The organism is Streptomyces sp. NPDC005151 (assembly GCF_053599875.1).
Map to the genome: position 1 here is coordinate 1 of NZ_JBSFYR010000063.1, position 25,835 is coordinate 25,835.

General features: G+C 70.0%; 23 protein-coding genes and 3 pseudogenes. 8 read left to right on the forward strand and 18 right to left on the reverse strand.

Going from position 1 to position 25,835, the window contains the following annotated elements; genetic code table 11:
- The 15 genes from ACWD6R_RS27600 to ACWD6R_RS27670 all read right to left on the reverse strand — a co-directional run.
- The coding region (locus ACWD6R_RS27600; RefSeq protein WP_383771569.1) for a flavodoxin-dependent (E)-4-hydroxy-3-methylbut-2-enyl-diphosphate synthase at nucleotides 1-176 on the reverse strand (176 nt) is incomplete at its 3' end.
- A gap of 4 nt (nucleotides 177-180) precedes the next feature.
- Nucleotides 181-1,200, reverse strand: a complete 1,020-nt coding sequence (gene hpnH / locus ACWD6R_RS27605) for an adenosyl-hopene transferase HpnH (RefSeq protein WP_037698782.1) — start codon at nucleotides 1,198-1,200, stop codon at nucleotides 181-183.
- A gap of 5 nt (nucleotides 1,201-1,205) precedes the next feature.
- Complete coding sequence (locus tag ACWD6R_RS27610; RefSeq protein WP_451821180.1) at nucleotides 1,206-1,865, reverse strand: phosphorylase family protein; 660 nt, start codon at nucleotides 1,863-1,865, stop codon at nucleotides 1,206-1,208.
- Nucleotides 1,865-3,865: a squalene--hopene cyclase gene (gene shc / locus ACWD6R_RS27615; RefSeq protein ID WP_451821181.1), complete on the reverse strand. Its 2,001-nt coding sequence runs from the start codon at nucleotides 3,863-3,865 to the stop codon at nucleotides 1,865-1,867. The genes ACWD6R_RS27610 and shc overlap by 1 nt, the downstream gene beginning before the upstream one ends.
- Before the next feature lie 104 nt (nucleotides 3,866-3,969).
- A complete protein-coding gene (locus ACWD6R_RS27620) occupies nucleotides 3,970-5,073 on the reverse strand; it encodes a polyprenyl synthetase family protein (RefSeq protein ID WP_451821182.1) in 1,104 nt (367 codons plus the stop codon).
- Nucleotides 5,070-6,458: a hydroxysqualene dehydroxylase HpnE gene (gene hpnE, locus ACWD6R_RS27625; RefSeq protein WP_451821183.1), complete on the reverse strand. Its 1,389-nt coding sequence runs from the start codon at nucleotides 6,456-6,458 to the stop codon at nucleotides 5,070-5,072. The genes ACWD6R_RS27620 and hpnE overlap by 4 nt, the downstream gene beginning before the upstream one ends.
- 160 nt (nucleotides 6,459-6,618) lie before the next feature.
- On the reverse strand, nucleotides 6,619-7,539 hold the full coding sequence (gene hpnD, locus ACWD6R_RS27630; protein WP_451821210.1) for a presqualene diphosphate synthase HpnD: 921 nt from the start codon (nucleotides 7,537-7,539) through the stop codon (nucleotides 6,619-6,621).
- Between the two features lie 29 nt (nucleotides 7,540-7,568).
- Nucleotides 7,569-8,489 (reverse strand): squalene synthase HpnC, encoded by a 921-nt coding sequence (hpnC, locus tag ACWD6R_RS27635; protein ID WP_451821211.1) that lies wholly within the window; start codon nucleotides 8,487-8,489, stop codon nucleotides 7,569-7,571.
- Between the two features lie 444 nt (nucleotides 8,490-8,933).
- On the reverse strand, nucleotides 8,934-9,719 hold the full coding sequence (locus ACWD6R_RS27640; protein ID WP_451821184.1) for an ABC transporter ATP-binding protein: 786 nt from the start codon (nucleotides 9,717-9,719) through the stop codon (nucleotides 8,934-8,936).
- A complete protein-coding gene (locus tag ACWD6R_RS27645) occupies nucleotides 9,712-10,641 on the reverse strand; it encodes an ABC transporter permease (protein ID WP_451821185.1) in 930 nt (309 codons plus the stop codon). The genes ACWD6R_RS27640 and ACWD6R_RS27645 overlap by 8 nt, the downstream gene beginning before the upstream one ends.
- Before the next feature lie 106 nt (nucleotides 10,642-10,747).
- Nucleotides 10,748-11,632 carry a glycosyltransferase family 2 protein gene (locus tag ACWD6R_RS27650; protein ID WP_451821186.1) on the reverse strand — a complete coding sequence of 295 codons (885 nt, stop codon included), beginning with the start codon at nucleotides 11,630-11,632 and terminating at the stop codon, nucleotides 10,748-10,750.
- Nucleotides 11,629-12,408 carry a CDP-alcohol phosphatidyltransferase family protein gene (locus ACWD6R_RS27655; protein ID WP_393308393.1) on the reverse strand — a complete coding sequence of 260 codons (780 nt, stop codon included), beginning with the start codon at nucleotides 12,406-12,408 and terminating at the stop codon, nucleotides 11,629-11,631. The genes ACWD6R_RS27650 and ACWD6R_RS27655 overlap by 4 nt, the downstream gene beginning before the upstream one ends.
- Nucleotides 12,386-13,447, reverse strand: a complete 1,062-nt coding sequence (locus ACWD6R_RS27660; RefSeq protein WP_451821187.1) for an iron-containing alcohol dehydrogenase family protein — start codon at nucleotides 13,445-13,447, stop codon at nucleotides 12,386-12,388. Before ACWD6R_RS27660 ends, ACWD6R_RS27655 begins: the two co-directional genes overlap by 23 nt.
- A complete protein-coding gene (locus ACWD6R_RS27665) occupies nucleotides 13,435-14,172 on the reverse strand; it encodes a phosphocholine cytidylyltransferase family protein (RefSeq protein ID WP_451821188.1) in 738 nt (245 codons plus the stop codon). The genes ACWD6R_RS27660 and ACWD6R_RS27665 overlap by 13 nt, the downstream gene beginning before the upstream one ends.
- On the reverse strand, nucleotides 14,169-15,929 hold the full coding sequence (locus ACWD6R_RS27670; RefSeq protein WP_451821189.1) for a DUF5941 domain-containing protein: 1,761 nt from the start codon (nucleotides 15,927-15,929) through the stop codon (nucleotides 14,169-14,171). Before ACWD6R_RS27670 ends, ACWD6R_RS27665 begins: the two co-directional genes overlap by 4 nt.
- Before the next feature lie 339 nt (nucleotides 15,930-16,268).
- On the opposite strand from ACWD6R_RS27670, the gene galE reads away from it, so the two are divergent.
- The 5 genes and pseudogenes from galE (at nucleotide 16,269) to idi (ending at nucleotide 19,877) form a co-directional block, all read left to right on the forward strand.
- Nucleotides 16,269-17,252: a UDP-glucose 4-epimerase GalE gene (gene galE / locus ACWD6R_RS27675; RefSeq protein ID WP_451821190.1), complete on the forward strand. Its 984-nt coding sequence runs from the start codon at nucleotides 16,269-16,271 to the stop codon at nucleotides 17,250-17,252.
- A gap of 165 nt (nucleotides 17,253-17,417) precedes the next feature.
- Nucleotides 17,418-18,359 carry a cation diffusion facilitator family transporter gene (locus ACWD6R_RS27680; protein WP_451821191.1) on the forward strand — a complete coding sequence of 314 codons (942 nt, stop codon included), beginning with the start codon at nucleotides 17,418-17,420 and terminating at the stop codon, nucleotides 18,357-18,359.
- A 444-nt stretch (nucleotides 18,360-18,803) separates the two neighbouring features.
- Nucleotides 18,804-18,992 (forward strand): annotated as a pseudogene (locus tag ACWD6R_RS27685) (transferase); the annotation flags it as partial.
- Nucleotides 18,958-19,134 (forward strand): annotated as a pseudogene (locus tag ACWD6R_RS27690) (GNAT family N-acetyltransferase); the annotation flags it as partial. The pseudogenes ACWD6R_RS27685 and ACWD6R_RS27690, both read left to right, overlap by 35 nt.
- Before the next feature lie 149 nt (nucleotides 19,135-19,283).
- Nucleotides 19,284-19,877, forward strand: coding sequence for an isopentenyl-diphosphate Delta-isomerase (idi, locus tag ACWD6R_RS27695; RefSeq protein ID WP_398951929.1), 594 nt, complete (start codon nucleotides 19,284-19,286; stop codon nucleotides 19,875-19,877).
- 39 nt (nucleotides 19,878-19,916) lie between these two features.
- Here the strand turns inward: idi and ACWD6R_RS27700 are convergent, their stop codons facing one another.
- Nucleotides 19,917-20,372, reverse strand: coding sequence for an ATP-binding protein (locus tag ACWD6R_RS27700; RefSeq protein WP_451821192.1), 456 nt, complete (start codon nucleotides 20,370-20,372; stop codon nucleotides 19,917-19,919).
- A gap of 138 nt (nucleotides 20,373-20,510) precedes the next feature.
- Nucleotides 20,511-21,134, reverse strand: coding sequence for an HdeD family acid-resistance protein (locus tag ACWD6R_RS27705; protein WP_451821193.1), 624 nt, complete (start codon nucleotides 21,132-21,134; stop codon nucleotides 20,511-20,513).
- Nucleotides 21,135-21,215: 81 nt separating this feature from the next.
- Here ACWD6R_RS27705 and ACWD6R_RS27710 point away from each other — a divergent pair, with 81 nt between their 5' ends.
- A complete protein-coding gene (locus ACWD6R_RS27710; protein WP_451821194.1) occupies nucleotides 21,216-21,980 on the forward strand; it encodes an enoyl-CoA hydratase/isomerase family protein in 765 nt (254 codons plus the stop codon).
- A 91-nt stretch (nucleotides 21,981-22,071) separates the two neighbouring features.
- Here the strand turns inward: ACWD6R_RS27710 and ACWD6R_RS27715 are convergent.
- Nucleotides 22,072-22,200, reverse strand: a pseudogene (locus ACWD6R_RS27715) (GlxA family transcriptional regulator); the annotation flags it as partial.
- 135 nt (nucleotides 22,201-22,335) lie between these two features.
- Here ACWD6R_RS27715 and ACWD6R_RS27720 point away from each other — a divergent pair.
- A complete protein-coding gene (locus ACWD6R_RS27720) occupies nucleotides 22,336-23,199 on the forward strand; it encodes an SCO6745 family protein (protein WP_451821195.1) in 864 nt (287 codons plus the stop codon).
- A gap of 153 nt (nucleotides 23,200-23,352) precedes the next feature.
- A complete protein-coding gene (locus ACWD6R_RS27725; protein WP_451821196.1) occupies nucleotides 23,353-25,794 on the forward strand; it encodes a Tex family protein in 2,442 nt (813 codons plus the stop codon).
- Nucleotides 25,795-25,835 lie beyond the last annotated feature (41 nt).

Sequence of the window (25,835 nt, forward strand, 5' to 3'; positions counted from 1 at the left end):
TGCAACGTCGCACCGATGTCCGACGTACGGGTCGTGGTCATCGACTGCACCGACACCGGCGCATCCCCACCGACCGCCACCGACCCGACCTGGATGCGCCGCGAGGGGCGGCGCATCGCGAGCGGCCGGGCCGGCAGCTCGGGGAGACCCAGTGCGACTGGTTCTCCAGCGGTCATGACGTCACCGGTTCCCGGAGACGGTTTCCCGCGCGGCGCGCAGGGATTCCTTCAGCGACCCCATCGTGGCCAGGACGGCGGTCGGCTCGTAGCCGCAGTGCGCCATGCAGTTGGCGCAGCGTGGGTCCTTGCCGCGGCCGTACTTGTCCCAGTCGGTCTCCTCGATGAGTTCCCGGTACGTCGGGACGTACCCGTCGCTCATCAGATAGCACGGTCGCTGCCAGCCGAAGAGCGAGTAGTTGGGGATCGCCCAGGCCGTGCACGGGAAGTCCGCCTTGCCCTCCAGGAAGTCCAGGAAGAGCGGCGAGTGGTTCAGCCGCCAGCGGGCCCGGTTGCCGCCCGCGAAGGACTTCTTGAAGAGCTCGCGGGTCTGCTCGACGCCGAGGAAGTGCTCCTGGTCGGGCGCCTTCTCGTACGCGTAGGCGGGCGAGATCATCATCTCGTCGACCTTCAGATCGTCATTGAGGTAGTTGAGGACCTCGATGATGGTCTGCGGGGTGTCGGTGTTGAAGAACGTGGAGTTCGTGGTGACCCGGAAGCCGCGCCGCTTGGCCTCCTTGATCGCCGCCACCGCCTCGTCGAACACGCCTTCCTTGGCGACCGATTCGTCGTGCCGCTCGCGCAGGCCGTCGATGTGCACGGCGAAGGCGAAATACGGCGAGGGGGTGAATTTCTCGATCTTCTTGCGGAGCAGCATCGCGTTGGTGCAGAGGAAGACGTACTTCCTCCGTGCGACCAGTTGCCGCACGATTTCGTCGATCTGAGGGTGCATCAGGGGTTCGCCCCCCGCGATGGAAACCATCGGGGCACCCGATTCCAGCACCGCGCCGACGGCCTGGGCCACCGGCATGCGCTGCTTCAGGACCCCGGCCGGATGCTGGATCTTTCCGCAGCCCTCGCACGCCAGATTGCAGGCGAACAAAGGCTCCAGCTCGACAATCAGCGGGAACTTTTCCCGCTTGCGGAGCTTTTGTTCAATGAGGTACGTCGCAACCTTGATGGTCTGACGGAGCGGCATGGCCATCTAGCTCACCTCCTGGGGAGCAGCAAAGATCGGTGCCATTCATAGAAAGCCGGCAGGACGGCACGAAGAACACGGAAGGCTGATATTCCACCGCGTACCGTGCCGATGCGGACGAGCTCATGCTCTGGGGCGTCCACGACCACCCGTACAGCCGCAACCGGGCGCGGCCCGGTGTGCAGGGCAGTGCGAAGAGTGGCGGCGGACTCCATGTCCACCGCGATTGCCCCGGTCGCCCGCAGCTCGGCCCGCTCATGTCCGCGTACGACATGGCGGGAACCGATGAGCGGACCGGTGTGGACGGTGCGGCCCGGCACCGCCCTGGCGAGGGCCTCGGCGAGCAGACCCGCACCGGTACAGGCCGTCGAGTTCCCGGTGTCCCGGGTCTCGTCGGCGACCACCAGGTCCCCGGGGTGCATGCCGGGTGCGAGCCCGGCACAGAACCCGGAGGCGATGACCGCGGAGCCGTGCGCCCGGTCCTGGGCGAGCGCGCGTTCCACGACCGTCTCGGCGGCTTTCGGGCCCATGCCCGTACGGAGCACGGTCACCGGGCCCGGGGCCTCGCCGGCCCTTCCTCTGCCACTGCGCAGGGCGAGTTGCTCGATACCGAGCGCACAGGCGATCAGCAGAGGCGCTGCGGGGCCGGGCGGCCCCGGGGTATCGCCCATCAGGCCCCCTCGCGGGTGGCCGTGCGGGCGGCGAACGGGTCACCGTACACGTACCGCCCGAGCGCGGTGAGAGGGAAGACCTGGCGGTAGAGGTGGTAGTTGATGGAGAAGTCCCAGGGGAACCCGGTGCCGGTGAAGTACGGCTCGTCCCAGGACCCGTCGGCCTGCTGGTTCTCGGTCAGCCAGGCGATGCCGCGGCCCACCGCCGTGCTGTCGCGCCGGTCGGCGGCGAGGAGGGCGAGGAGGGCCCACGCGGTCTGGGAGGCAGTGGACGAGCCGTGCCCGATCCACTTCTCCTCCCGGTACGAGCGCAGGTCCTCGCCCCAGCCGCCGTCGTCGTTCTGCACGGACTCCAGCCAGCCGACCGCCCGGCGGATCGCCGGATGGGCGGCGGGCAGCCCGGCAGCGATCAGGGCGGGCACCACCGACCCTGTTCCGTAGACGTAGTTGACGCCCCAGCGACCGAACCAGGCACCGCTCGCCTCCTGTTCGGCGAGCAGCCACTCGATGCCGCGCCGGGCGGCGGGGTGGTCGGACCGCCCCTCCATGGCGAGCATCTCCACCACGTGTCCGGTGACATCGGCGGACGGCGGGTCGATGACCTCTCCGAAGTCGCAGAACGGCAGCCGGTTGGGGAACGGGCTGGTGTTGTCGGCGTCGAATGCGCCCCAGGCGCCGTTGCAGGACTGCATGCCGAGGTTCCAACGCACCCCGCGTTCGATGGCGGCCTCGATACTGGCCGGGTTGGGGTGCCGGACCCGGCGCAGCGCGAGGACCACCTCGGCGGTGTCGTCGATGTCCGGGTAGTTGTCGTTGTGGAACTCGAACGCCCATCCGCCTGGGTCCAGTTGAGGTCGGCGCACGGACCAGTCGCCGGGCCTGACGATCTCCTCGCCGAGCATCCAGTCCGCCGCTTTCACGAGCGCGGGATGGTCGGGGCTGACTCCGGCATCGGCGAGCGCGATGGTGGCGAGACAGGTGTCCCAGACCGGCGACTGGCAGGCCTCGATCATGCGGGCGCCGTCCTCGCGCCAGACGGCGAACCGGTTCAGCGAATCCAGGCCGGCTCGCATCACCGGGTGGTCGAGGTCATAGCCGAGGAGGTGCAGGGCGATGACGGAGTACACGGCGGGCGGCTGGATGCCGCCCCAGCAGCCGTCGTTCTCCTGGCGTTCGATGATCCAGCGGGCCGCCGCGTTCATGGCGATCCGGCGCAGCCGGCGCGGGGCCACCCTGTGGTAGACGTGCAGCGCCTTGTCGAGGCGCTGGAAGACGCCGTCCCAGCTGGCCGCCGGGGCGGGGCGCTTGGGCGGGTTCGGGGCGAGCGGGTCGGTGTGCAGTTCGTCGAGTGCGAAGGGCGCGGGGCGTACCGGCCGCTTCGCCGATACGACGGTCAGCGGCACAATGGTCTGCCGGGCCCAGCAGCCGAAGTCGTAGATGTTGAGCGGGACCCACTTCGGGAGGAACATCAGCTCCGGTGGGATTTCCGGCAGGTCGTCCCACTTCCACCAGCCGAAGAGGGCCAGCCAGATGCGGGTGAAGACGCGGCTCTCCGCGATGCCGCCCTGTTCCCGGATCCACCCGGAGGCGCGGGCCATGTGCGGCTCGTCCGGCCGGTCTCCGGCCAGCCGCAGCGCGACGTAGGCCTCAATGGTGGCGGAGAGGTCTCCCGGGCCGCCGTAGAAGGTGGCCCAGGTGCCGTCGACGAGCTGCTCGCCACGGATGAAAAGTCCGGCCGCCTCGACGGTGGCCGGGTCCTGAATGCCGAGGAACTGACGGAGCAGCAGGTCCTCGGCGTCCATCGTGACGTTGGTGGCGAGGTCGCCCTTCCACCAGCCCTGGGCGTCCTGCCTGCCGAGGAGATGCTCCACCGAGCGTTCCGCGGCCCGCCGCGCGGCGGCGAGCACATCGTCCGCGGCGGTGGTTGATTCGGTCGGTTCGCTGGCCGAGGCTGCGCGGGGGTTCACAGCCCCGGTGCTTCCGTCGGTCGTCGCTGTCATGGCTTCCCCTTCGTGCAGTTGGTCCTCTGCTGTGCTGGGGTCTCCGTCGGCCGGCGCCCGGTACGGGCACCGGCCGGCGACTGCGAGTCATATGCGGATGGTGATCATCTCTTTCGTACGACGACGAAGTCCGCGAGCCCCGTGAGCTGCGCCCGCACGGTTTCCGGCATGGCGACAGCGTGCAGCGCCTCGATGGCGACCGCATGCTGCCGACGGGCCTCCTGGGCGGTCCACTCTCGGCCGCCCGCCTCCTCGATGAGCGCCGCCCGGGCGGCGAACTCCTCCTCGGAGAAACTGTCGAAGTCGCTGCTCTTGGCGTCCGCGGCGAGCAGTTCGCCGAGGCGCTCCGAGGCCGGTCCGCCCGCGGCGAGCGCGGCGACGACCGGCAGGGACTTCTTGCGCTGACGCAGATCGCTCCAGGTCTGCTTGCCGGTGGACTCCGGGTCGCCCCAGATACCGAGCAGATCGTCGACGGCCTGGAAGGCGAGGCCGAGGTGGTAGCCGTAGGCCTCCAGAGTGTCGGCGGTGCGGTCGTCGGCGCCGCCGAGCACCGCGCCGATGGACACGGCGCAGGCAAGCAGGGCACCCGTCTTGTTGCCCTCCATCTCCAGGCACTCCTCGACGGTGACCCGCTCGCGGTGCTCGTAGGAGATGTCCTGGGCCTGCCCGTCGATGAGCTTGCGGCTGGCGGTGGTCAACCGGCGGGCCGCGCGGCCCGCCTCGACCGTGCCGAGCTCCAGCAGGATCTCGTTGGCCAGCGCGAAGAGAGCGTCGCCGACCAGGATCGCCTGGGCGGGGCCGTGCACCTTCCACACGGTGTCGCGGTGACGGCGCTGCTCGTCGCCGTCCATCAGGTCGTCGTGCAGCAGCGAGAAGTTGTGCACGAGTTCGACGGCGACGGCGCCTGGGATGCCGGCCTCGGCGGCGGCGCCCGCCGCCTCCGCGGACAGCAGGGCGAGCGCGGGGCGGACGGCCTTGCCGCCGTCGCCGTCGGCGGGGCGGCCCTGAGCGTCGATCCAGCCGAAGTGGTAGGCGGCGACGGTGTCCATGGGCGGTGCGAGCCGGTCAACGGCGGCCCGGAGCACCGGAGCGGACATGGCCCGTCCGCGCTCCAGAAGCGCGGTGACGTCCGCGGTGTCTGCCACGGTGTCGAAAGCCGGATTCGCCGGGGTCACTGACTCTCCTCTTGTTCCGGTGGTACTGCTCATGCCGCCTCCTGCAGCGGATGTTCATGGGTGCGGCCGAGCGAGGAGAGCGCGGCGCCGGCAGCGCTGAACCCGCTGCGGACAGCGCCCTCCATCGTCGCGGGCCAGCCCGTGGCCGTCCATGCTCCGGCCAGATGGAGGCCGGGCATACGAGTGCGGGTTCCGGGGCGCAGCCGGCCGACGCCGGGGGCGGGGGCAAAGGTCGCTGTCCGCTCCCGGGTGACGAAGAAGTCCCTGATGCCGGCTCCGCGGGCGGCGGGAAGCAGCCGCTCCAGTTCGGGCAGGTAGCGGCTGCGCAGTTCGCCGACGGGCAGGTCGATCTCGTCGTCGGCCGCGGACTGGGAGATCGCGAGGTACTGTCCGGGCCCGGTGAGCCCGGAGGCGTCCGTACGGTCGAAGACCCACTGGACCGGGGAGCCGAGTGCGGCGAAGAACGGGCGGCGCAGCACCTTGCGGTCGTAGACGACGTGCACATTGAGGATCGGCGAGGTGCCGATGTCGAGCAGCCTGTCCGGCGCGTCGAGTGCGCCCTCGGGCAGCAGGCCGTGGGTCTCGCGCTGCGGGACGGCGAGGACGACGGTGTCCGCCTCGATCCGTTCGGCCCCCGTGTCGACAATCCAGCGTCCGTCGTCGGTACGGGAGAGGCTGTCGGCCTTGGTGCGCAGCTCGGTCCGTACGCCTGCGGAGTCGAGCGCCTTGCGGGCCAGCGTGTCGTGGACCTCGCCGAGCGGCACGCTCGCCCAGCCGATGTCGGCGGCGCCGGGCTCGGAGAGAAGTCCGGTCTTGAAGACCTTCGCGGCGAGGGCCAGCGAGGAGTTCGGTGCGGTGGCGTTGAGGGTGGCGACGCCGACCAGGTCCCAGAGGGCCTCGATGGTGCGCGGAGACTGTCCGTGCCGGGCCAGCCAGCTGCCGAAGTCGATGGTGTCGAGCGCCGGGTCGTCCGGGTCGAGGCGGCCGAGCGCCAGCGCGGCGCGCCCGACGGACGCCCGTTCGGCGAGCGAGAGGTGCGGATAGCCGGCGAGTCCGGCGGCGAGGTGGAACGGGACGGGTAGCGCATTGCGGCGCAGTCGTCCGAGCCGGGGCCCCGAGGGGCGTCCGACATCGAGAACGGGCACGTCCAAACGGTTTTGCAGGGGTGCCAGACGGGCACCGTCGACCCGGTCCAGGAACCAGCGGTAGGCGGTGCAGCAGCGCAGATAAACATGCTGTCCGTTGTCGACCGTCAGTTCGCCGCGACGGAAGGAGAAGGCGAGTCCGCCGAGCCGGGGCCGTCCTTCGAGCAGGGTCACGTCAAGCCCGGTGTCGGCGAGACGGAGGGCCGCGGTGATGCCGGCGAGTCCGCCGCCGATCACGACGGCGCGGGAGGAGCGCAGGGCCTCGTCGGTCATGCGTCCTCCCTCCGTTTCCGCCGGGTCGAACCGGCCGGGCTGGTCATGTCGGTCAGGCACGTCGTTTCAGTCAGGGACGCGTCACCCCGTCGGAGGGTTGCCCGCCGAAGAGATCGACTGTCCGTGATGCGCATGGTGCGCAAGTTGTCCGCGATACGCATCAGACACGCCCCCGGGCCGTCCGGCGCGAAATGTACCGCGCGTCCAGACCCGACAGACCACGCACCGCGACGTACGCCTTCTCATGGCCCGGCAGCGAGACCCGGCCGCGCAGCACCGCCTCGGGGTCGCGCTCGATCCGGTCGAGCAGCCGCCGGTAGATACCGGCCATGGCGGCGACGCAGGCGCCGCTGCGGCGGTCCAGCATCGGCAGCAGCCGGTAGCCCTCGGCGAAGAGGGCGCGGGCGCGCCGGACCTCGAAGTGGACCAGGCCCGCGAAGTCGGAGCCCGGCAGCGGTGTGGCCCGGTGGAAACCGGCGGAACAGCCGAACTTGGCGAGGTCGTCGGACGGCAGATACGTACGCCCGTTGCCCGCGTCCTCGCGGACGTCGCGGAGGATGTTGGTGAGCTGCAGGGCGAGGCCGAGCGTGTCGGCGTACTCCGCGGCCCGGTCCGCACCGCGCGCACCCGGTTCCGTCCCGAAGACACCCAGGCTGAGCCGCCCGATGGCTCCGGCGACACACCGGCAGTAGGCCTTGAGGTCGTCCCACGTCTCGTACGTCGCGCCGCGCACGTCCATCAGCACGCCGTCGATCAGCTCGTCGAGCCCACCGAGCGGCAGCGGAAACCGGCGCGCGGCGTCGGCGAGCGCGACAGCCACCGGGTCGGTGTCGTCCTCGTCGACCACGCCGTCCCGGATCCGGTCCAGGAGCGTGCGGGTGCCCTCCAGCCGGGTCCGCTTGGTCTCCCGGTCCAGCTCTCCGTCGCCGATGTCGTCGACCCGGCGGGAGAAGGCGTACAACGCCGACATGGCCTGCCGCTTCTCGGCAGGCAGCAGCCTGATTCCGTACGCGAAGTTACGCGCCTGCTGTCCGGTGACGGCCTCGCAGTAACTGTATGCGGCCTGTACCGGCGCCGACATGTACGTCGTCTGTCCCTCCACGGTCCGGCTCACCCCTCTCTACGCGCTCGTCGCAAGACAACTCCCACCTCGCGCAGCAGGCTGGGCTTGGCGGGCTTGGGCGGTCCGGGCAGTACGTCGAACCCGGCGGCCGCGATCGCGGTGAGGGCGGCACGCCCCCCTCCCACAAATCCGGCGAGAAGCAGCTTGAGCCTGCCCTGGACGCTACCCACCAGGGGGGTGCCTTCATTCAGCAGGTTCCGGGCGCGTTCTGCTTCGTATGCAATCAGTGCGCGCACCGATGCGCCCCCGGGGAGGGTTGCCAGGTCGGCCTCGGTGACATGGAACCGGGCCATGTCCTCGGCCGGCAGATAGATCCGGTCGCGGCCGAGGTCCTCGGTGACGTCCTGGAGGTGCTCGACGATCTGCAGGGCGGTGCAGACGGCGTCGGAGCGGCGGATCCGCTCGGGGCTCGCGGTCCCGGTGATCTGGAGGACCAGCCGGCCGACGGGATTGGCGGAGAGCTCGCAGTAGGCGAGCAGCTCCTCGTACGTCCCGTACCGCCGGACCTTCTGGTCCTGCCGGTTCGCCTCGATGAGCCCGAGGAACGGTTCGGGGGTGAGCGAGCAGCGCCGCACGGTGGGGCGCAGTGCACGGAGCAGCGGGTGGCGCGGGCCGTCGCCCGCGGGGTCGAAGACGCGGTGCAGATCGGCCTCGAAGGCGTCGAGCATCGCGAGCCGGTCATCGGTCTGCGCCGGGTCGAGTCCGAGGTGGCGGGCGTCGGCGCCGCCCGGGGCGAGGTCGCCGTCGCCGATGTCGTCGACGAGGCGGGCGTATCCGTACACGGCCATCAGATCGTTACGCCACGCGCGCGGCAGAAAGAACGGGGCCACAGGAAAGTTCTCGTCCGCGGCCTTGTCGAGCGTGGCGGGCACGGCGGCGTTATGGCGCACCTGCCGGGTACGAGTCACCACGGACCGCCCGGCGCGGGGACGGCATATACACCTCGGAGCTGGAGATTTTCCGTCATTGCCGTCACATCTCCCGTTCTACACTGCCGACCCAAAACATCCCATTCCGGACACGCCGCCCGCTCCCCCGAGTGCGGAGGACCGTCTAGGCTCGGTACTCCCAGGCGGTATCGCCCCACTTGCTACGAATCAGCACCGGTACAGCTTACGTTGTACAAGGCTCAGCCATACGCCCGGGTGCCGTGCGCACTGCAACAACACCGCCCTTCCCGCCAACCTTCCCCGTGCGCAAGGAAATTGACGTCATCCGGCGGGAGGAGATCGCCCCTGGCGTGGCGCAGAGCCCGGTGCACGCCCGCCGGGTGTCCACGATCCGGACACCGCAGCGGGCTCCGCCGGAGCACTCCGGCGGAGCCCGCTGCGGTGAGGGAGGCGGCGGAGGGCCTACTTTCCGGTCTCCCGCTCGTACGCCTTGAGGACCTCGTCGGTCGGGCCGTCCATCAGCAGCTCGCCCTTTTCCAGCCAGAGCACCCGGTCGCAGGTGTCCCTGATGGACTTGTTGCTGTGGCTGACCAGGAAGACCGTGCCCGCCTCCTTGCGCAGCTCGCGAATGCGCTTCTCGGAGCGGATCTGGAACTTGCGGTCACCGGTGGCCAGCGCCTCGTCGATCATGAGAACGTCGTGGTTCTTGGCGGCGGCGATGGAGAACCGGAGCCGGGCGGCCATACCGGAGGAGTACGTCCGCATCGGGAGGGTGATGAAGTCGCCCTTCTCGTTGATGCCCGAGAAGTCGACGATCCCCTCGTAGCGCTCGCGGATCTCCTCGCGCGTCATGCCCATCGCGAGCCCGCCGAGCACCACGTTCCGCTCGCCGGTCAGATCGCTCATCAGCGCCGCGTTCACACCGAGCAGCGACGGCTGTCCGTCCGTGTACACCTTGCCGTGCTCGGTCGGCAGCAGACCCGCGATGGCCCGCAGCAGGGTCGACTTGCCGGAGCCATTGGTGCCGATGAGACCGATGGCCTCGCCCCGGTAGGCGGTGAAGGAGACACCCCGTACGGCGTGCACCTTCCGGACTCCGCGCGCCCCGCCCTCGCCGCGGCGCAGTATCCGGCTCAGCGCCGCGGTGGCACTGCCCTTGCCTCCGCCGGCGCCGTTGACCCGGTACACGATGTGCACATCGTCGGCGATGACGGTGGGGATGCGCCCCGAAGTGTTGTCGTCAGCCACGGCCGTACCGTTCCTCTGCCTTCCAGAAGTACACAAAGCCCGCGAGACCGATGAAGACCGACCAGGCGAGCCCGACGATCCAGACGTGCGGCGGCAGGTTCTCGGAGCCGTAGCCGTCGATCAGCGCGAAGCGGACCAGGTCCATGTAGATCGCCGCCGGGTTGTACTGCAGCACGCTCGCGATCCACTCCGGCTTGTCCTTGAGCATGACCGGAATGGAGAACATGACACCGGACGCGTACATCCAGGTGCGCATGATGAACGGCATCAGCTGGGCGAGGTCGGGGGTCTTGCTGCCGAGCCTGGCCATGATCAGGGCCAGGCCGGTGTTGAAGACGAACTGCATGACCAGCGCGGGAACGATCAGCAGCCAGGACAGCGACGGGTAGCTGCCGAAGCCGACGGCCACGATCACCAGCACGATCATCGAGTACAGCAGGTGCTGGAGCTGCTGCAGCGAGAACGAGACGGGCAGCGAGGCACGCGGGAAGTGGAGTGCGCGCACCAGGCCGAGGTTGCCGGAGATCGCCCGCACACCCGCCATCACCGAGCTCTGCGTGAAGGTGAAGACGAAGACACCGGTCACCAGGAAGGGGATGAAGACCTCCTGGGTCATGCCCCTCCTGGTGCCCAGGATCAGCCCGAAGATCAAGTAGTAGACCAGGGCGTTGAGCAGCGGCGTGGCCACCTGCCACAGCTGGCCGAGCTTGGCCTGGCTGTACTGGGCAGTCAGCTTGGCCCGGGAGAACGCCATGATGAAGTGGCGGCGGCCCCAGAGCTGCTGGACGTACTCGGACAGCCCGGGCCGGGCGCCGCTCACCGTCAGGCCGTACTTGCCTGCCAGTGCGGCGGCGCTCAGGCCGTCGTCGGCGGATGGCGGGGTGCTCAGCGCGACCGCACCGTCATGGGTTGTATCACTCACCAGATGAAACTCTCGTATTCAAGATGCGCAGCCAGTCGCGGTCGCGGTTCAGGCGGACAGGTCCCGTAAGAAAAAAATACGCCTCATGCTCTCAGAGGAGAGCTTCTCAGATCACGGGAGGTCGGCCGAGTCTGGTCAGCCGCCCTACCGTGCGCCACTTCATCGGACGGCGTGGTCCGCAGGGCTTGGTCCAGCCTTCCCGGAAGCCGCCGAACCATGCCTTCAGCGCGGGGCCCGAGGGCTTGCGGAGCAGCGTCAGCAGCAGCCAGACGCCGAGGTAGACGGGGACCAGAGGCGCGGGCAGATTGCGGCGCGCCAGCCAGACCCGGTTCCTGGCCACCATGCGGTGGTAGACCGCGTGCCGGGACGGCGCGGTGGTCGGGTGGTTGAGGACCATGTCGGCGCGGTAGTCGATCATCCAGCCGGCGTCCAGTGCCCGCCAGGCGAGATCCGTCTCCTCGTGCGCGTAGAAGAAGTCGCCCGGCAGCCCGCCGACCTCGGCGAGGACCTGGGTACGGACGGCGTTGGCGCCGCCCAGGAAGGTCGTCACCCGCGACGAGCGCATCGGGTCGGCGGCGCGCAGCCGTGGCACGTGGCGGCGCTGGGTCACGCCGGTGTCCGGATCGGCGATCCGGAAGCTGATGATCCCCAGCTTCGGGTCCTGCTCGAACGCCTGCCGGCACAGCTCGGCGGTGTCGGTCAGCGGCAGCAGTCCGTCGTCGTCGAGGAAGAACAGCGCGTCGACGTCGGCGCCGGACGGGCCGAACGCCTCGATGCCGACGTTGCGGCCGCCGGGGATGCCGAGGTTCTCGGGGAGCTCGACGGTCCGTACACCCGCGGGGACGTCCGGGACCGGGGCGCCGTTGCCTACGACCACCACCTCGATCCGGTCGCCGTCCTGCTTGGCGACCGAATCGAGGAGGGCGCGCAGCTCGTCAGGACGGTTGCCCATCGTGATGATGACCGCGCCGAGCTTCATGGGGGTGCTCACTTCAGCCTGCTCGATGCCAGGACCGACACGAGGTGCAGCAGCGTCTGTACGAGGGCGATACCGGCCAGCACGGCGACGCCGAGCCGGGAGAAGAACAGGTCGCCCCTGACCGCGTCCAGGACCGCCAGGACCAGGATCAGCAGGGATGCCTCGATCCCGAGCACCAGGCGGTGGAACTTCAGCGCCGCGGCGGCCTTGCGGGCCAGCGCCAGACCGGATGAGCGCGGCTCCGACGCCGCCTCCTTGACGGGCGGCAGTCCGCCCTGGTGACGGGCGACGCCGACGAGGTCGGTCTCGGCCTTGATCAGGACAGCGCCGAGGGCGGCGAGGGTGCCGAGGAAGGCCCACAGCCAGTCGATCCGTCCGGAGCCCCACAGATCAGCCGCGCGCAGGCCGAAGCCGACCAGCACCGCGGCGTCGCAGAGGTAGGCGCCGACGCGGTCCAGGTAGACGCCGCCGAGCGAGAACTGCTTCTTCCAACGGGCGATCTCGCCGTCGATGCAGTCGAGCAGCAGATAGAGCTGGACCATCACCACCCCGAGGACGGCGCCCGTGATCCCGGGCACCAGCAGGGCCGGGGCAGCGAGGACGCCGCAGACCGTCATCAGGTAGGTCAGTTGGTTCGGCGTGATCTTGGTGTTCACCAGGTACCGGTCTATGTGCAGCGAGATCTCCCGCATGTACATGCGCCCGGCCCAGTGTTCACCGCTGCGCCGGTCCTTCACACCTTCCGGGTGAACGACCGGACGGAGTTCAGCTACTGATGGTCTTGGCATAGTCGGCGTACGCGTCCCTGATCTGGTCGGTGGACAGGTTGAGGTGTTCGAGGATCGTGAAGCGTCCCGGACGTGTCTGCGGGGCGTAGTCGACGGCCTGGACGAACTCGTCGGCGGTGAAGCCGATGTCTTCGGGCAGGACCGGCAGCCCGTGCCGGCGCAGGGTGGTCACCATGAGCAGCGACTCCTCGCGCGCGCCTCGCAGATACATGGCGAAGCAGGCACCGAGGCCGACCTGCTCGCCGTGGCTGGCAGCGCGCTTGGGGTACAGCAGGTCGAAGGCGTGGTTGATCTCGTGGCAGGCGCCCGAGGCCGGCCGGGAATCCCCGGCGACCGACATGGAGATGCCGGTGAGCACCAGGCCCTCGGCCAGTACCTTCAGGAAGGCGTCGTCGCCGACCCCGCCGGGGTGGCGCAGCACGGCCTCACCCGCCTGCCGGGCCATGGCGGCCGCCAGCCCGTCGATCTCCTCGCCCTTGACGTCGTGGGCGAGCTCCCAGTCGGCCACGCAGGAGATGTTGGAGACCGCATCGCCGATGCCGGAGCGGACGAAGCGGGCGGGCGCCTCGCGGATGATGTCGAGATCGATGACGACGGCGATCGGGGTGGGGACCCCGTACGAGCCCCGCCCGTTGTCGTTGTCCAGGGTCGCCACGGGCGAGCAGAGACCGTCGTGCGAGAGGTTCGTCGCAACCGCGACCATCGGCATGCCGACGCGCGCCGCGGCGTACTTCGCCACGTCGATGATCTTGCCGCCGCCGAGGCCGACCACGGCGTCGTACCGGTTGCCCTTGATCTCGTCGGCGAGCCGCACGGCGGAGTCGATCGTGCCGTCGGCGACCTGATACCAGTGGGCGCCCGGCAGCACCGGGGACAGCCGCTCGCGCAGGACCCGGCCCGAGCCGCCGCTGATCGCGACGGCGAGCTTCCCGGAGGCGGAGATCCGCTGGTCCGCGAGGAGGCCGGCCAGGTCGTCCAGGGCGCCGCGGCGGATGTCGACGACGACCGGGGACGGGATGAGCCGGGTCAGTACTGGCACGCGATCTCACGGCCCTTCGTGAGGTCGTCGTGGTTGTCGATCTCGACCCACGTCACTTCGCCGATGGGGGCCACGTCGACGGTGAAGCCGCGGTTGACGAGCTCCTGGTAACCGTCCTCGTAGTAGAGGTCGGGGTCGCGCTCGAACGTCGCCTTCAGGGCGTCGGCGAGCTCCTCGGCGGCCTCGGGCTCGATCAGGGTCACGCCGATGTACTCGCCGGTCGCCGTGGCCGGGTCCATCAGCTTGGTGATCCGCTGGACGCCCTTGTCGCCGTCGGTGATGACCTTCATCTCCTCGTCGGCGAGGTTCTTCACCGTGTCGAGGGCGAGGATGATCTTCTGTCCGTTGCCGCGGGCGGCGAGGAGCGTCTTCTCCACGGAGACCGGGTGCACGGTGTCGCCGTTGGCGAGGATGACGCCCCGCTTCAGGACCTCACGGGCACACCACAGGGAGTAGGCGTTGTTCCACTCCTCGGCCTTGTCGTTGTCGACAAGGGTGAGCGTCAGGCCGTACTTCGCCTCCAGCTCGGCCTTGCGGTCGTACACGGCCTCCTTGCGGTAGCCGACGACGATCGCGGCCTCGGTGAGACCGATCTCCGCGAAGTTGGCGAGCGTCAGGTCGAGCACGGTCTTCTCGCCGTCGACCGGCACGAGGGCCTTCGGAAGCGTGTCGGTGTAGGGGCGCAGACGCCGTCCTGCACCGGCTGCGAGTACGAGGCCGATCATGCGGGTTCTCCTTCGTCGTGAACGGCAGGTGCTCCGGAGGACACCCAGAAGCGGATGGACTCGGCGAGCACCACCACGGCCACGGCCACCGCGAGAGCGGTGAGTGCCACGGTGAAACCTGAATGCTGAGTGAGTACGGCGGCGAATACGGCCACCACCAGGGTCCGGCCCTCGTGCCCACCGATCGTTCGCACCAGCCACCGGGGCGGCGCGCCGGTGCCCCCGCGAATGCGGTACACCGTGTCGTAGTGATGGTAGGCGACGGCCGAAATCAGCCCGAAAGCTGCAGGAAGGGCTTGGTCGACATCGCTGCGGGCGGCCAGAGCAAGGATCGTGCAGTACTCCGCCACCCGGAATATCGGGGACACGAGCCAGTCGAGTGCGCCCTTGAGGGGGCGGGCGACGGCGACGCCGGAGCAGACCGCGTAGAACACCGCGGCGACGATCATCTGCCGGCTGCCGAACGGCTGCAGCAGAGCGGCGCCGATCAGCGCGGCCGCACCGACGAGGGCCACCACCGGGGCGGCCCATCCGCCCCGGATGCGGGGTCCCCTCGCCGCGACGAGGCCGGCCAGCGGCCCGGAGTCCGCGAGGTCGGCGAGCGCCTGGGCGGCCCGGTCGGTGCGCTGCGCCTTGCGGGTCAGCGAGCGCAGCAGGCGGCCGGCGGTGGTGTAGCAGGCGGCGACCGAGCAGCCGATCAGCAGAGCGTAGAAGACGATCCGCGGGGTCGTCACCGCGGTCAGCACGGCGATCATCGCCCAGCGTTCGCCGATCGGCAGCACTATCATCCGGCGCAGCCAGACCGTCCAGCCGGCGCTGTCGAGCTTGTCGGAGAGGGCTGCCGTCGGGCTCGAATTGGCGACCGCGTCGTGGTTGGCCTCGTTGAACGAGAAGTCGACGACATGGCGGCAGGTCTGCAGCACCATCGCGCCGAGGGCGAGCGCCCATACGTCGTCGCCGTTGCGGGCCGCGCCGAGGGCGAGGCCCGCGTAGTACGCGTACTCCTTGGCCCGGTCGAACGTGGCGTCCAGCCAGGCGCCCATCGTCGAGTACTGCAGCGAGTAGCGGGCAAGCTGCCCGTCGGTGCAGTCCAGGACGAAGGAGAGGAGCAGCAGCAGTCCAGCGGCGATGTACCCGCCGCGGCTGCCGGTCGCCGCGCAGCCCGCCGCGATCAGCGCGGTGAGCAGGGAGGCGGTGGTGACCTGGTTCGGGGTGAGGCCGCGGCGCGCGCACCAGCGGGCGATGTAGCGCGAGTACGGGCTGATGAAGTAGGTGGTGAAGAAGCCGTCGCGGGCCTTCACGGCGCTGCGCAGCCGTACCGCCTCGTCGTCGACCGCGGCCACAGCGGACTGGGCTGTGGCCCGGGCGGCCTGGTCGACGGGGACGGCCGCGACGAGCGAGCCGAGCTCCGGGCGCTGCACGGCGGTGCCCTCGGCCTCCAGCGCGACGGCGAGGCGGCCCGGCACGGTGCGGTCGGTGACGGGCACGGTGTCCGCGCCGCCGGCCGGCCCCAGGGGGACGCCCGCACCGATGGCCGCGGTGTCACTGCGCAGGGCGCGGGCGAGCGCGGGGCGCGCCTCCGGCTGTGCGGTGAGCGCACCGGGGACGGCGGCGGCGGGGAAGCGGGGGTCGGTCAGTCCGAGCCGGAGGGCGTGGACGTGTCCGACGAAGCGGGGATCGACGAGCGCGACGCGGGCGTCGGCGGGAGCCGCGGAGAGCAGCTCGGCGGCCTGGGTGACATCAGCGGCGGCCTGCACGTCGAAGCCCAGCGACCTCAGATCGTCCGTGAGCGACGATCCGGGTACCGGCGCACCGGTGAGGATGGCGGTCGACAGACGAACTCACTCCTTGGTGCTGACAGGGTCGGCGCGCGACAGTGCGGCCCGGATGCGGGCCGGCGGCACGTCGGCAGAGGCTATCGGATGAACGGAAGCGGGAGTTCACTGCCCGTTTGTGCTCCGTTCGGGGTGGACCGGCATCATGCGGCGCCGCCCGCGATCATCATCGTCGATCCCGGCCCCGGCTCACAAACCGCGGGGGTACCGGGCTCTGCCTCGGTTCACACGCCGCAGCGGCATAGACCTAGGCTGACGGGCATGACATGGATGATCACAGGCGGAGCGGGATATATCGGGGCACATGTGGTACGGGCCATGACGGCTGCCGGGGAGCGGGTGGTCGTGCTCGACGACGTGTCGACCGGCATCCGCGACCGGCTCCCGGCCGATGTACCGCTGATCCGTGGCTCGGCCGCCGACCGCGCGCTGCTCGACCGTACGCTCGCCAGGCACGCGGTGACCGGTGTGGTGCATCTCGCAGCGAAGAAGCAGGTCGGCGAGTCCGTCGAGAAGCCGCTGCTCTACTACCGGGAGAATGTCTCGGGGCTGACCGTCCTGCTGGAGGCCGTGGTCGCGGCCGGTGTGCGAAACTTCGTCTTCTCCTCCTCGGCCGCGGTGTACGGCGTACCGGACGTGGAACTCATCACCGAGGAGACTCCCTGCGCACCGATCAATCCGTACGGTGAGACCAAGCTCGCCGGGGAGTGGCTGGTCCGGGCGACCGGGAGGGCGCACTCGCTGTCCACCGGCTGTCTGCGCTACTTCAATGTGGCGGGAGCGGCCGAGCCGGAACTCTCGGACACGGGCGTCTTCAATGTCATTCCGATGTTCTTCGACCGGCTGACCCGCGGCGAGGCCCCCCGGATCTTCGGCGACGACTATCCGACGCCGGACGGGACCTGCATCCGCGACTACATCCACGTCGCCGATCTCGCCGACGCGCATCTCGCGGTGGCCCGCAGACTTGCCGAGCAGGACGGCCCCGGGGACCTGACCGTGAACATCGGCCGCGGCGAGGGCGTCTCGGTGCGCGAGCTCGCCGATCTGGTGGGCGAGGTCACCGGCCACCGGACCAAGCCGGAGACCGAGCCGCGCCGGCCCGGCGACGCGGCCAGGGCCGTCGCCTCCGCCGCACGGATGTCCGAGGAGCTGGGCTGGACGGCCCGGCTCGGGGTGCGGGAAATGGTCGAGTCCGCCTGGGAGGGCTGGTGCCTGCGCCACCCCGAGGCACTCGCCTCGTGATCCGCACCTGAACGGTGCACCGCCCTGACCTGCCATCATTTCCGCAGGTCAGGGCATATGACAACGGTGTTCAGTGCCGTGTTGCCCGATACCCCCTACCCGTAGTTCACTGGCCTTCTCGGGCCGATACGGGTCCGGTTCCGCAAGACGACCGGAGGCGTCCCCATGGGGGCTGGGCACGATCACGGGCACTCGCACGGCGGGCCGCCGCCCACCGGCACCGCTGCCGCCGCGTACAAGGGACGGCTGCGGATCGCGCTGTGCATCACGCTCACCGTGATGGTCGTGGAGATCATCGGTGGTCTGCTCTCCGACTCGCTCGCACTGATCGCCGACGCCGCCCATATGGCGACCGATGCGCTGGGACTCGGCATGGCGCTGCTGGCGATCCACTTCGCCAACAAGCCGGCCGGTCTCAATCGAACGTTCGGCTACGCCCGGGCCGAGATCCTCGCCGCTCTGGCCAACTGCCTGCTGCTGCTCGGCGTGGGCGGCTATCTGCTCTACGAAGCGGTCGAGCGCTTCATCACGCCCGCCGAGACCCGGGGCGGGCTGACGATCGTCTTCGCCCTCGTCGGCCTGGTCGCCAACATGGTCTCCCTGTCGCTCCTGGTGCGCGGGCAGAAGGACAGCCTCAATGTGCGCGGCGCCTATCTGGAGGTGCTCGCGGACGCGCTCGGCTCAGTCACCGTGCTGGTCTCGGCCGCCATCATCCTGGCCACCGGCTGGCAGGCCGCCGACCCGATCGCCTCGCTGCTGATCGGCCTGATGATCGTCCCCCGTACGGTCAAGCTGCTCCGGGAGACGCTCAATGTGCTGCTGGAGGCGGCCCCCAAGGGCGTCGACATGGGCGAGGTACGGGCCCACATCACCGCCCTGCCCGGGGTGCTGGACGTCCATGACCTGCACGCCTGGACCATCACCTCGGGGATGCCGGTGCTCTCCGCCCATGTGGTGGTGCAGCAGGAGCTGCTCGACTCGATGGGGCACGAGAAGCTGCTGCACGAGCTGCAGGGCTGTCTCGGCGACCACTTCGACGTCGAGCACTGCACGTTCCAGCTGGAGCCGAGCGGTCACGCGGAGCACGAGGCCAGACTCTGTCACTGAACGGCGATTCAGCGCAGTACTCCAACTGCCGCCCTGGCGTGGGTGTTAGGGTCGTGCGCAGAGGTGTGCGAGCCTCCCCTTGCCTGAGAGCCTGTCGGGTGACCTTCGATCGGAAAGCGGACGCGGTCTGGTGCGTGCGATTCCAAGGCGCCGGAAGACCCTCGGATGAGGTCTCCCCTGCTCGAACGAAGCTGAGAGCTTGGGGAAGGAGCTCCTAGGGCGTTTCGGCAACTCGGGAAGCGTGCGTGCCAGGGCGTGGCCGCCCGATCAGAGGTCACCCGACAGGCTCTGAGAGAGGAGCTGAGGTTGATGACCGTCGCGACGGCGCCTGCCCGGCGCAGCATCCGGTCCTTCTTCAGCTCCCGGGTTCCCGGCTGACGCCCCGGCTCACTCACGCCGAGTCGCCACGTCGACCGGAACCCTCTCACTCAGGGGTTTCCCACGTTGACCGACAACGATCACGCCGCCCGTTACGAGGCGTTCTTCTCCCTGCATCACCATCTGCCCCGGCAGAGTCCCGGCTCCGACGCCACCACCCGATGGCTGCTCGCCCGCACCGGCCCACTGCCGCACCGTCCGCGCGTCCTCGATCTGGGCTGTGGTCCCGGCCGGACATCCCGGCTACTACCCGCGGTTCGGCTTCGTACCGGCGTCCCGGTACGGGATCCGGGCGGGCTTCGAGGTGCCGGACGAGGCGATGATGGCTCTGGTCCTCGACGATTCCGGGCCCGTCCCGACGGGCACGATCCAGTATCCGGCGGCGTTCGGGATCTGACGTGCCGTCCGGTCCCGCCGCATCCACCAGGTGCGGCGGGACCGGACATGCCAGGACCCGAAGTACGGACAAGCCGCTTTTGTGCGGCAGACTTGAGCAGACTCGAGGGGACCGGCGCACGAGGCCGGGCACCATAGCGAAGGATGGGTATGCCGACCACACCAGCCACCGCGGCGAACAGCTCGTCGAACGGCACAGCAGAAGCGATCATGCTCGAACTGGTCGACGAGAACGGCACCACCATCGGCACGGCGGAGAAGCTCGCCGCCCACCAGGCACCCGGTCAACTGCACCGGGCGTTCTCCGTGTTCCTCTTCGACGAGCAGGGCAGACTGCTGCTGCAGCGCCGGGCGCTCGGCAAGTACCACTCCCCCGGTGTCTGGTCGAACACCTGCTGCGGCCACCCGTACCCGGGAGAGGCACCCTTCACCGCCGCTGCCCGGCGTACGTACGAGGAGCTCGGGATCTCGCCCTCGCTGCTGGCCGAGGCGGGCACCGTCCGCTACAACCACCCCGACCCGGCCTCGGGCCTGGTGGAGCAGGAGTTCAACCACCTCTTCGTCGGCATGGCGCAGGCGGAGCCGGAGCCGGACCCGGAGGAGGTCGGTGAGACAGCGTTCGTGGCCGCCGACGAACTGGCGAAGCGGCATGCCGAGGCACCGTTCTCGGCGTGGTTCATGACGGTGCTCGATGCCGCGCGCCCGGCGATCAGGGAGCTGACCGGCCCGTCCGCGGGCTGGTAGCGGCGAACCGAACGGCGGGCGCGGGACGGGCGGGGGCGGTCAGAAGTACCGGTTCAGTGGCAGCGCCGCCCAGATGATCTTTCCGCCGCCGGCGGTGTGCTCGACATCGCAGGTGCCGCCCGCCTCGTTCGTGATCTCCCGGACCAACAGCAGCCCGCGCCCGCCCGTCTGCGCATAGTCCGTCTCCAGCGCCGTGGGCCGGTACGGGTGGTTGTCCTCGACGGAGACTCTGACCCATTCGGCACCGACGGCCACCTCGACGGCGAGCTCCGGGGAGAGCAGCGCGGCGTGCTTCACGGCGTTGGTGACCAGCTCCGAGACGATGAGCAGCAGGCCCTGGGCGATGCCTTCGTCCATCGGCACGCCCTGGCGGTTCAGCAGATCGCGTACGGCGTGCCGGGCCTGCGGTACGGAGACGTCGACGGCCGGCGCGGTGAACCGCCAGACTCCCTCGTAGGACACGGGCCTGGCGGGGACACTCCCGCGGCTCTCCATAGTTCCCGCACCCGCTCTCAACTCGACAGTCACTGCACGTCGAAGTACAGAGTGCGGGGAGTAGTCGGTCCGGGCTGTGCTACTGAGCAGAAGTCGACCTCTATCGACAGAATTTTTTCGAATGAGAATATGACAGTGTCAGTTCTTGGACTGGTTCTGATCTTCTTCTGAGGGCTTGTCCGGCAGTGCCTCGGCCGCCATCTGGTCCGAGACCAGCGAGACGATACGGCGGCCACCGACCCCGATCGCGATCAGGCCCAGCCCGTCGAAGAGCAACGCCAGCGAGAAGAACAGACCGAGCACATAGAGGCTGCTGTGCGGCCAGCCGAAGAGCACCAACAGTCCCAGGAGCAGCCCGAAGGCGCCCTGCAACAGCGTCCAGCCGAACTGCGGCCCGCGCACCACGACGCTTCCCACCAGCCGGAACACCCCACCGGTCAGGAAGAGCAGCGCGGCGAACATGGTGAGCGCCTCGGCCGTGCCGTGCGGATGGCGGATCACGACGACACCTGCGGCCATGTACAGCGCGGCGACCACCACACCGAGCCAGAAGTAGTCGGTGCCGCGGGACTGGATCGCGTGGAGCAGACCGACGAGGCCGCCGATGAGCAGCAGCCAGCCGAAGAGGAGCATCGAGGTCAGCGTCGCGACCTCGGTGTAGACGAGACCGACCAGGCCGGCCACGACGAGGAGAGCACCGAGCAGGACGAGCCCGCCGAAGCCGCGGCTCAGTTTCCTGCCCTGGAGTTCGGGACCGGGCATCTGACAGCTCCTCACGGTGCGTGCCTGCTTCGCACCCCCTTCTTGATCATAGGTTCGAACGGGACGGATAGCATCCGGCGCATGGACCGTACGGAACCGCAGCTGCAGCTCACCGTCGCGGACGGCATCGCCACCGTCGTGATCAGCAACCCGGCCAAGCGCAACGCCATGACGGCCGCCATGTGGCAGGCGCTGCCCGGACTGCTGGAGCGGATGGCCGCCGACCCCGCTGTGCGCGCCCTGGTTCTGACCGGCGCCGGGGACACCTTCTGTGCGGGCGCGGACATCTCCTCGCTGCGGGACCGGGCGAGCGACCCGGCGTACGATCCGCAGGCTCTGGCGGTGGCGGCCGAGGAGGCCCTGGCCGCCTTCCCCCGGCCGACGCTCGCCGCGGTGCGCGGCTACTGCGTGGGCGGCGGCAGCCAGCTGGCGGCCGCCTGCGATCTGCGGTTCGCCGAGGAAGGCGCATCCTTCGGCGTCACCCCGGCCAAGCTCGGGATCGTCTACGCCGCGTCGTCGACCCGGCGGCTGCTCTCGCTGATCGGACCGGCCGCGGCAAAGCATCTGCTGTTCTCCGGCGAGTTGATCGGCACGGAACGGGCGCTGCGGACCGGACTGGTGGACGAGGTGCTGCCGGCCGGCGAGCTGGACAAGCGGGTGGAGGCGTACGTACGGGTCCTGGCATCGCGCTCACAGCTGACACAGGCGGCGGCGAAGGAGTTCGCCACGGGGCGGGAGGACCGGGACGCGTACTGGGTGGAGCAGGCGCGCCGCAGCGGCGACACCGCGGAGGGTGTCGCCGCCTTCCTGGAGAGGCGGGCGCCGCGCTTCACCTGGACGACCTGAGTGCCGGCCATGATCCGCCGGACATCCCGTAGGCAGGGCGTGTCGGCAAAGTCTCGCCCGGCCCGCGGCGGGCCACGCCCTCCGGGCGGCGGGATGCGGTGCGGAGCTCGTACGTGACGTCCGGGAAGCCGGAGGCACCGGCGAACACCTCCATGGGCCCGGCCACGTCGAGACTCCGAACACCGTCGAAGAGGACGACGAGTACGGATCGCTGCGTCATGTCTGCCATCCTGGGCGGCCACGACGATGGCTGCAATGACGAAGAACCCACCTTTCCTGCCATGCCGGTCCTGGTCGAAATTGGGCGTGGCCCCGGGGGTTACGGGGCGTACCGACCAGTCGGTAACGTGCGGGCATGAGTACTCTGCCGCCGCGCGCCGGACGCCGCTGCCACAACGCCATCAACCCGCTGCACTCGACGGTCTACTTCTCCCCCGACCTCGGCAAGGAGCTCGGAGAGCTCGGCATCCACGACTCGAACGCCGCCTACTTCGCCGCACGCGGAGCGGCGCTCGGCGCCGTCGGACCAGGCACGGTCACCGCCACCTTCTACAACTTCAACCACGAACTCGTCGCCCGGCACCTCCCCGCGGTGTGGTCCGTTGCTTCGCCGCAGGCGGTCCTGGACGCCCGGCTGCGGGCCGCGGACACGACGCTGCGCCAGCTGCTCGGCCCGGAGATCATCGACTCCCCCGAGCTGGCCGAGGCCGCGGAGCTGGCGCTGCGCGCCGCCGAGGCGTGCACGCGACACGCCCGGCCGCTCTACGCCGCCCACGCCGATCTGCCGGTGCCGGAGCAGCCGCATCTGGCGTACTGGCACGCCGGGACGCTGCTGCGCGAACACCGCGGTGACGGCCATCTTGCCGCGCTCCTCGCCGCCGGTCTCGACCCGGTCGAGGCCCTGGTCAGCCACACCGCGACCGGAAAGGGAATGTCCCCGCGCTGGGTGCTCGCCACCCGCGGCTGGCGCCGCACGGACTGGGAGGACGCGGCCGAACGGCTGCGCCGGCGCGGACTCCTGGACAGCGAGGGCGAGTTGACGGAGGCGGGCGTCGCACTGCGGGCGGAGCTGGAGGACACCACGGACCGGATGGACCTGGCACCGTACGAGCATCTGGGTGCGGAGGGCGTGGAGCGGCTCACCGAGCTGGCGCGCGGATTCCTCCTCACGGCGGCTTCTGCGGGTGCGTTCCCGGCCGATCTGGTCGGCAAGAGCTGATCCCGCCGACCCGCCGACCGGCGGACAAGTGGGGTGGTCGGGCGACACGGCGCCCGGCCACCCGGCACAATGCAGGCGGAAGGGGCTCCGCCCCGGCAAGCACAGCCAGTACAGCCCAGCACAGCCAGTACGAGAAGGCGAGTCGGTAGAACCGTGACGACGTCCATCGAAGGCAGGATCGCCGAGGAGCTCGGCGTACGCGAGCGGCAGGTGAAGGCAGCCGTAGAGCTGCTCGACGGCGGGTCGACCGTGCCGTTCATCGCGCGCTACCGCAAGGAAGCGACCGAGATGCTCGACGATGCGCAGCTGCGCACGCTCGAGGAACGGTTGCGGTACCTACGGGAACTGGAGGACCGGCGGGCGGCGATCCTCGACTCCGTACGCGAACAGGGCAAGCTCGACGAGGCCCTGGAAGCGCAGATCCGGGCCGCCGACACCAAGGCGCGGCTCGAGGACATCTATCTGCCGTTCAAGCCGAAGCGGCGGACGAAGGCGCAGATCGCCCGGGAAGCAGGGCTCGAACCGCTCGCCGACGGCCTGCTGGGCGACCCGTCCGTCGAACCGCTCGCCGCTGCCGCCGCCTTCGTCGACGCCGGCAAGGGCGTCGCGGACGCCGCCGCGGCTCTGGAGGGCGCCCGTGCCATCCTCGCCGAGCGGTTCTCGGAGGACGCCGACCTGATCGGCGAACTGCGTGAGCGCATGTGGTCGCGCGGGCGGATGGCCGCGAAGGTGCGGGACGGCAAGGAGGAGGCGGGCGCGAAGTTCGCCGACTACTTCGACTTCGCCGAGCCGTTCACCGCGCTGCCCTCGCACCGGGTCCTCGCGATGCTCCGGGGCGAGAAGGAGGACGTGCTCGACCTGGTCCTGGAGCCGGAGGAACCCTCGGAGACACCGGGCCCTTCGACGTACGAGAACATGGTCGCCCGCCGTTTCGGCGTGGCCGACCGGGGCCGCCCGGGCGACAAGTGGCTCGGCGACACGGTGCGGTGGGCGTGGCGGACCCGGATCCTCGTCCACCTCGGGATCGATCTGCGGCTGCGGCTGCGGACGGCGGCGGAGGACGAGGCGGTACGGGTCTTCGCGTCGAACCTGCGCGACCTGCTGCTCGCCGCGCCGGCCGGGACGCGCGCCACGCTGGGGCTCGACCCCGGTTTCCGTACGGGTGTGAAGGTCGCCGTCGTCGACGCGACCGGCAAGGTCGTCGCGACGGACGTCATCTACCCGCACGTCCCGGCGAACAAGTGGGACGCGTCCCTGGCCAAGCTGGAGCGGCTGGCGAAGGAGCACTCCGTCGATCTGATCGCGATCGGCAACGGCACGGCGTCCCGCGAGACGGACAAGCTCGCGGGTGAACTGTGCGAGAGGCACCCGGAGCTGAAGCTCACCAAGGTGATGGTGTCCGAGGCGGGCGCCTCGGTCTACTCGGCCTCCGCCTTCGCCTCGCAGGAACTCCCCGACATGGACGTGTCACTGCGTGGTGCGGTGTCGATCGCCCGGCGTCTGCAGGACCCGCTGGCCGAGCTCGTGAAGATCGACCCGAAGTCGATCGGTGTCGGCCAGTACCAGCACGACCTGTCCGAAGTGAAGCTGTCACGCTCACTGGACGCGGTCGTCGAGGACTGTGTGAACGGCGTCGGTGTCGACGTCAACACCGCGTCGGCCCCGTTGCTCTCGCGGGTCTCCGGCATCGGCTCCGGTCTCGCCGAGAACATCGTCGCGCACCGGGACACGAACGGGCCGTTCCGGTCCCGGAAGGCGCTGAAGGACGTGGCGCGGCTGGGCCCGAAGGCGTACGAGCAGTGTGCGGGCTTCCTCCGGATCCGGGGCGACGACCCGCTCGACGCGTCGAGCGTGCACCCGGAGGCGTACCCGGTGGTGCGGCGGATGGCGAAGACGGTGGGCGGGGATGTCGCGTCGCTGGTCGGCCACTCGGGTGTGCTGCGGTCGCTGCGGGCGGACGACTTCGTGGACGAGACATTCGGGCTGCCGACGGTCACGGACATCCTGAGGGAGCTGGAGAAGCCGGGTCGCGACCCGCGGCCCGCGTTCAAGACGGCCACCTTCAAGGAGGGCGTCGAGAAGATCGGCGATCTGGCCCCCGGGATGGTGCTGGAGGGGGTCGTCACGAATGTCGCCGCGTTCGGGGCGTTCGTGGACGTCGGTGTGCACCAGGACGGTCTGGTGCATGTGTCGGCAATGTCGAAGACGTTCGTGAAGGATCCGCGGGATGTCGTGAAGCCGGGCGACATCGTGAAGGTGAAGGTGATGGACGTCGACATTCCGCGGAAGCGGATCTCGTTGTCGCTGCGGCTGGACGACGAGGCGTCGGAGGGACAGTCGTCGTCGCAGGGCGGCGGGACGAAGCGGGAGCGGGGCGGCCAGGGAGGTGGCCAGGGCGGTCGGCCGCCGCGGCAGCGGCAGGGCCAGGGCCAGGGCCAGGGCCAGGGCCAGGGCGGTCAGGACCGTGACCGGCGCGGTGGCGGTGGCGGTGGCAGCTCTGCGCGTCAGGCGCCGGCGCCGGTGAACAGTGCCATGGCGGATGCGTTGCGGCGGGCGGGGCTGGCGGATCCGAAGCAGGGCGGAAAGAAGCGCTGACGGTGGGGGCGGGTGAGGGCGGTCCGCTGCGCGGCTGTCCC

Coding starts and splice junctions, on each gene's coding strand:
- hpnH (WP_037698782.1), bottom strand. CDS start 1,200: ATGGCCATGCCGCTCCGTCAGACCATCAAGGTTGCGACGTACCTCATT.
- ACWD6R_RS27610 (WP_451821180.1), bottom strand. CDS start 1,865: ATGGGCGATACCCCGGGGCCGCCCGGCCCCGCAGCGCCTCTGCTGATC.
- shc (WP_451821181.1), bottom strand. CDS start 3,865: ATGACAGCGACGACCGACGGAAGCACCGGGGCTGTGAACCCCCGCGCA.
- ACWD6R_RS27620 (WP_451821182.1), bottom strand. CDS start 5,073: ATGAGCAGTACCACCGGAACAAGAGGAGAGTCAGTGACCCCGGCGAAT.
- hpnE (WP_451821183.1), bottom strand. CDS start 6,458: ATGACCGACGAGGCCCTGCGCTCCTCCCGCGCCGTCGTGATCGGCGGC.
- hpnD (WP_451821210.1), bottom strand. CDS start 7,539: ATGTCGGCGCCGGTACAGGCCGCATACAGTTACTGCGAGGCCGTCACC.
- ACWD6R_RS27655 (WP_393308393.1), bottom strand. CDS start 12,408: ATGCCAAGACCATCAGTAGCTGAACTCCGTCCGGTCGTTCACCCGGAA.
- ACWD6R_RS27665 (WP_451821188.1), bottom strand. CDS start 14,172: ATGATCGGCCTCGTACTCGCAGCCGGTGCAGGACGGCGTCTGCGCCCC.
- galE (WP_451821190.1), top strand. CDS start 16,269: ATGACATGGATGATCACAGGCGGAGCGGGATATATCGGGGCACATGTG.
- ACWD6R_RS27680 (WP_451821191.1), top strand. CDS start 17,418: ATGGGGGCTGGGCACGATCACGGGCACTCGCACGGCGGGCCGCCGCCC.
- idi (WP_398951929.1), top strand. CDS start 19,284: ATGCCGACCACACCAGCCACCGCGGCGAACAGCTCGTCGAACGGCACA.
- ACWD6R_RS27700 (WP_451821192.1), bottom strand. CDS start 20,372: ATGGAGAGCCGCGGGAGTGTCCCCGCCAGGCCCGTGTCCTACGAGGGA.
- ACWD6R_RS27705 (WP_451821193.1), bottom strand. CDS start 21,134: ATGCCCGGTCCCGAACTCCAGGGCAGGAAACTGAGCCGCGGCTTCGGC.
- ACWD6R_RS27710 (WP_451821194.1), top strand. CDS start 21,216: ATGGACCGTACGGAACCGCAGCTGCAGCTCACCGTCGCGGACGGCATC.
- ACWD6R_RS27720 (WP_451821195.1), top strand. CDS start 22,336: ATGAGTACTCTGCCGCCGCGCGCCGGACGCCGCTGCCACAACGCCATC.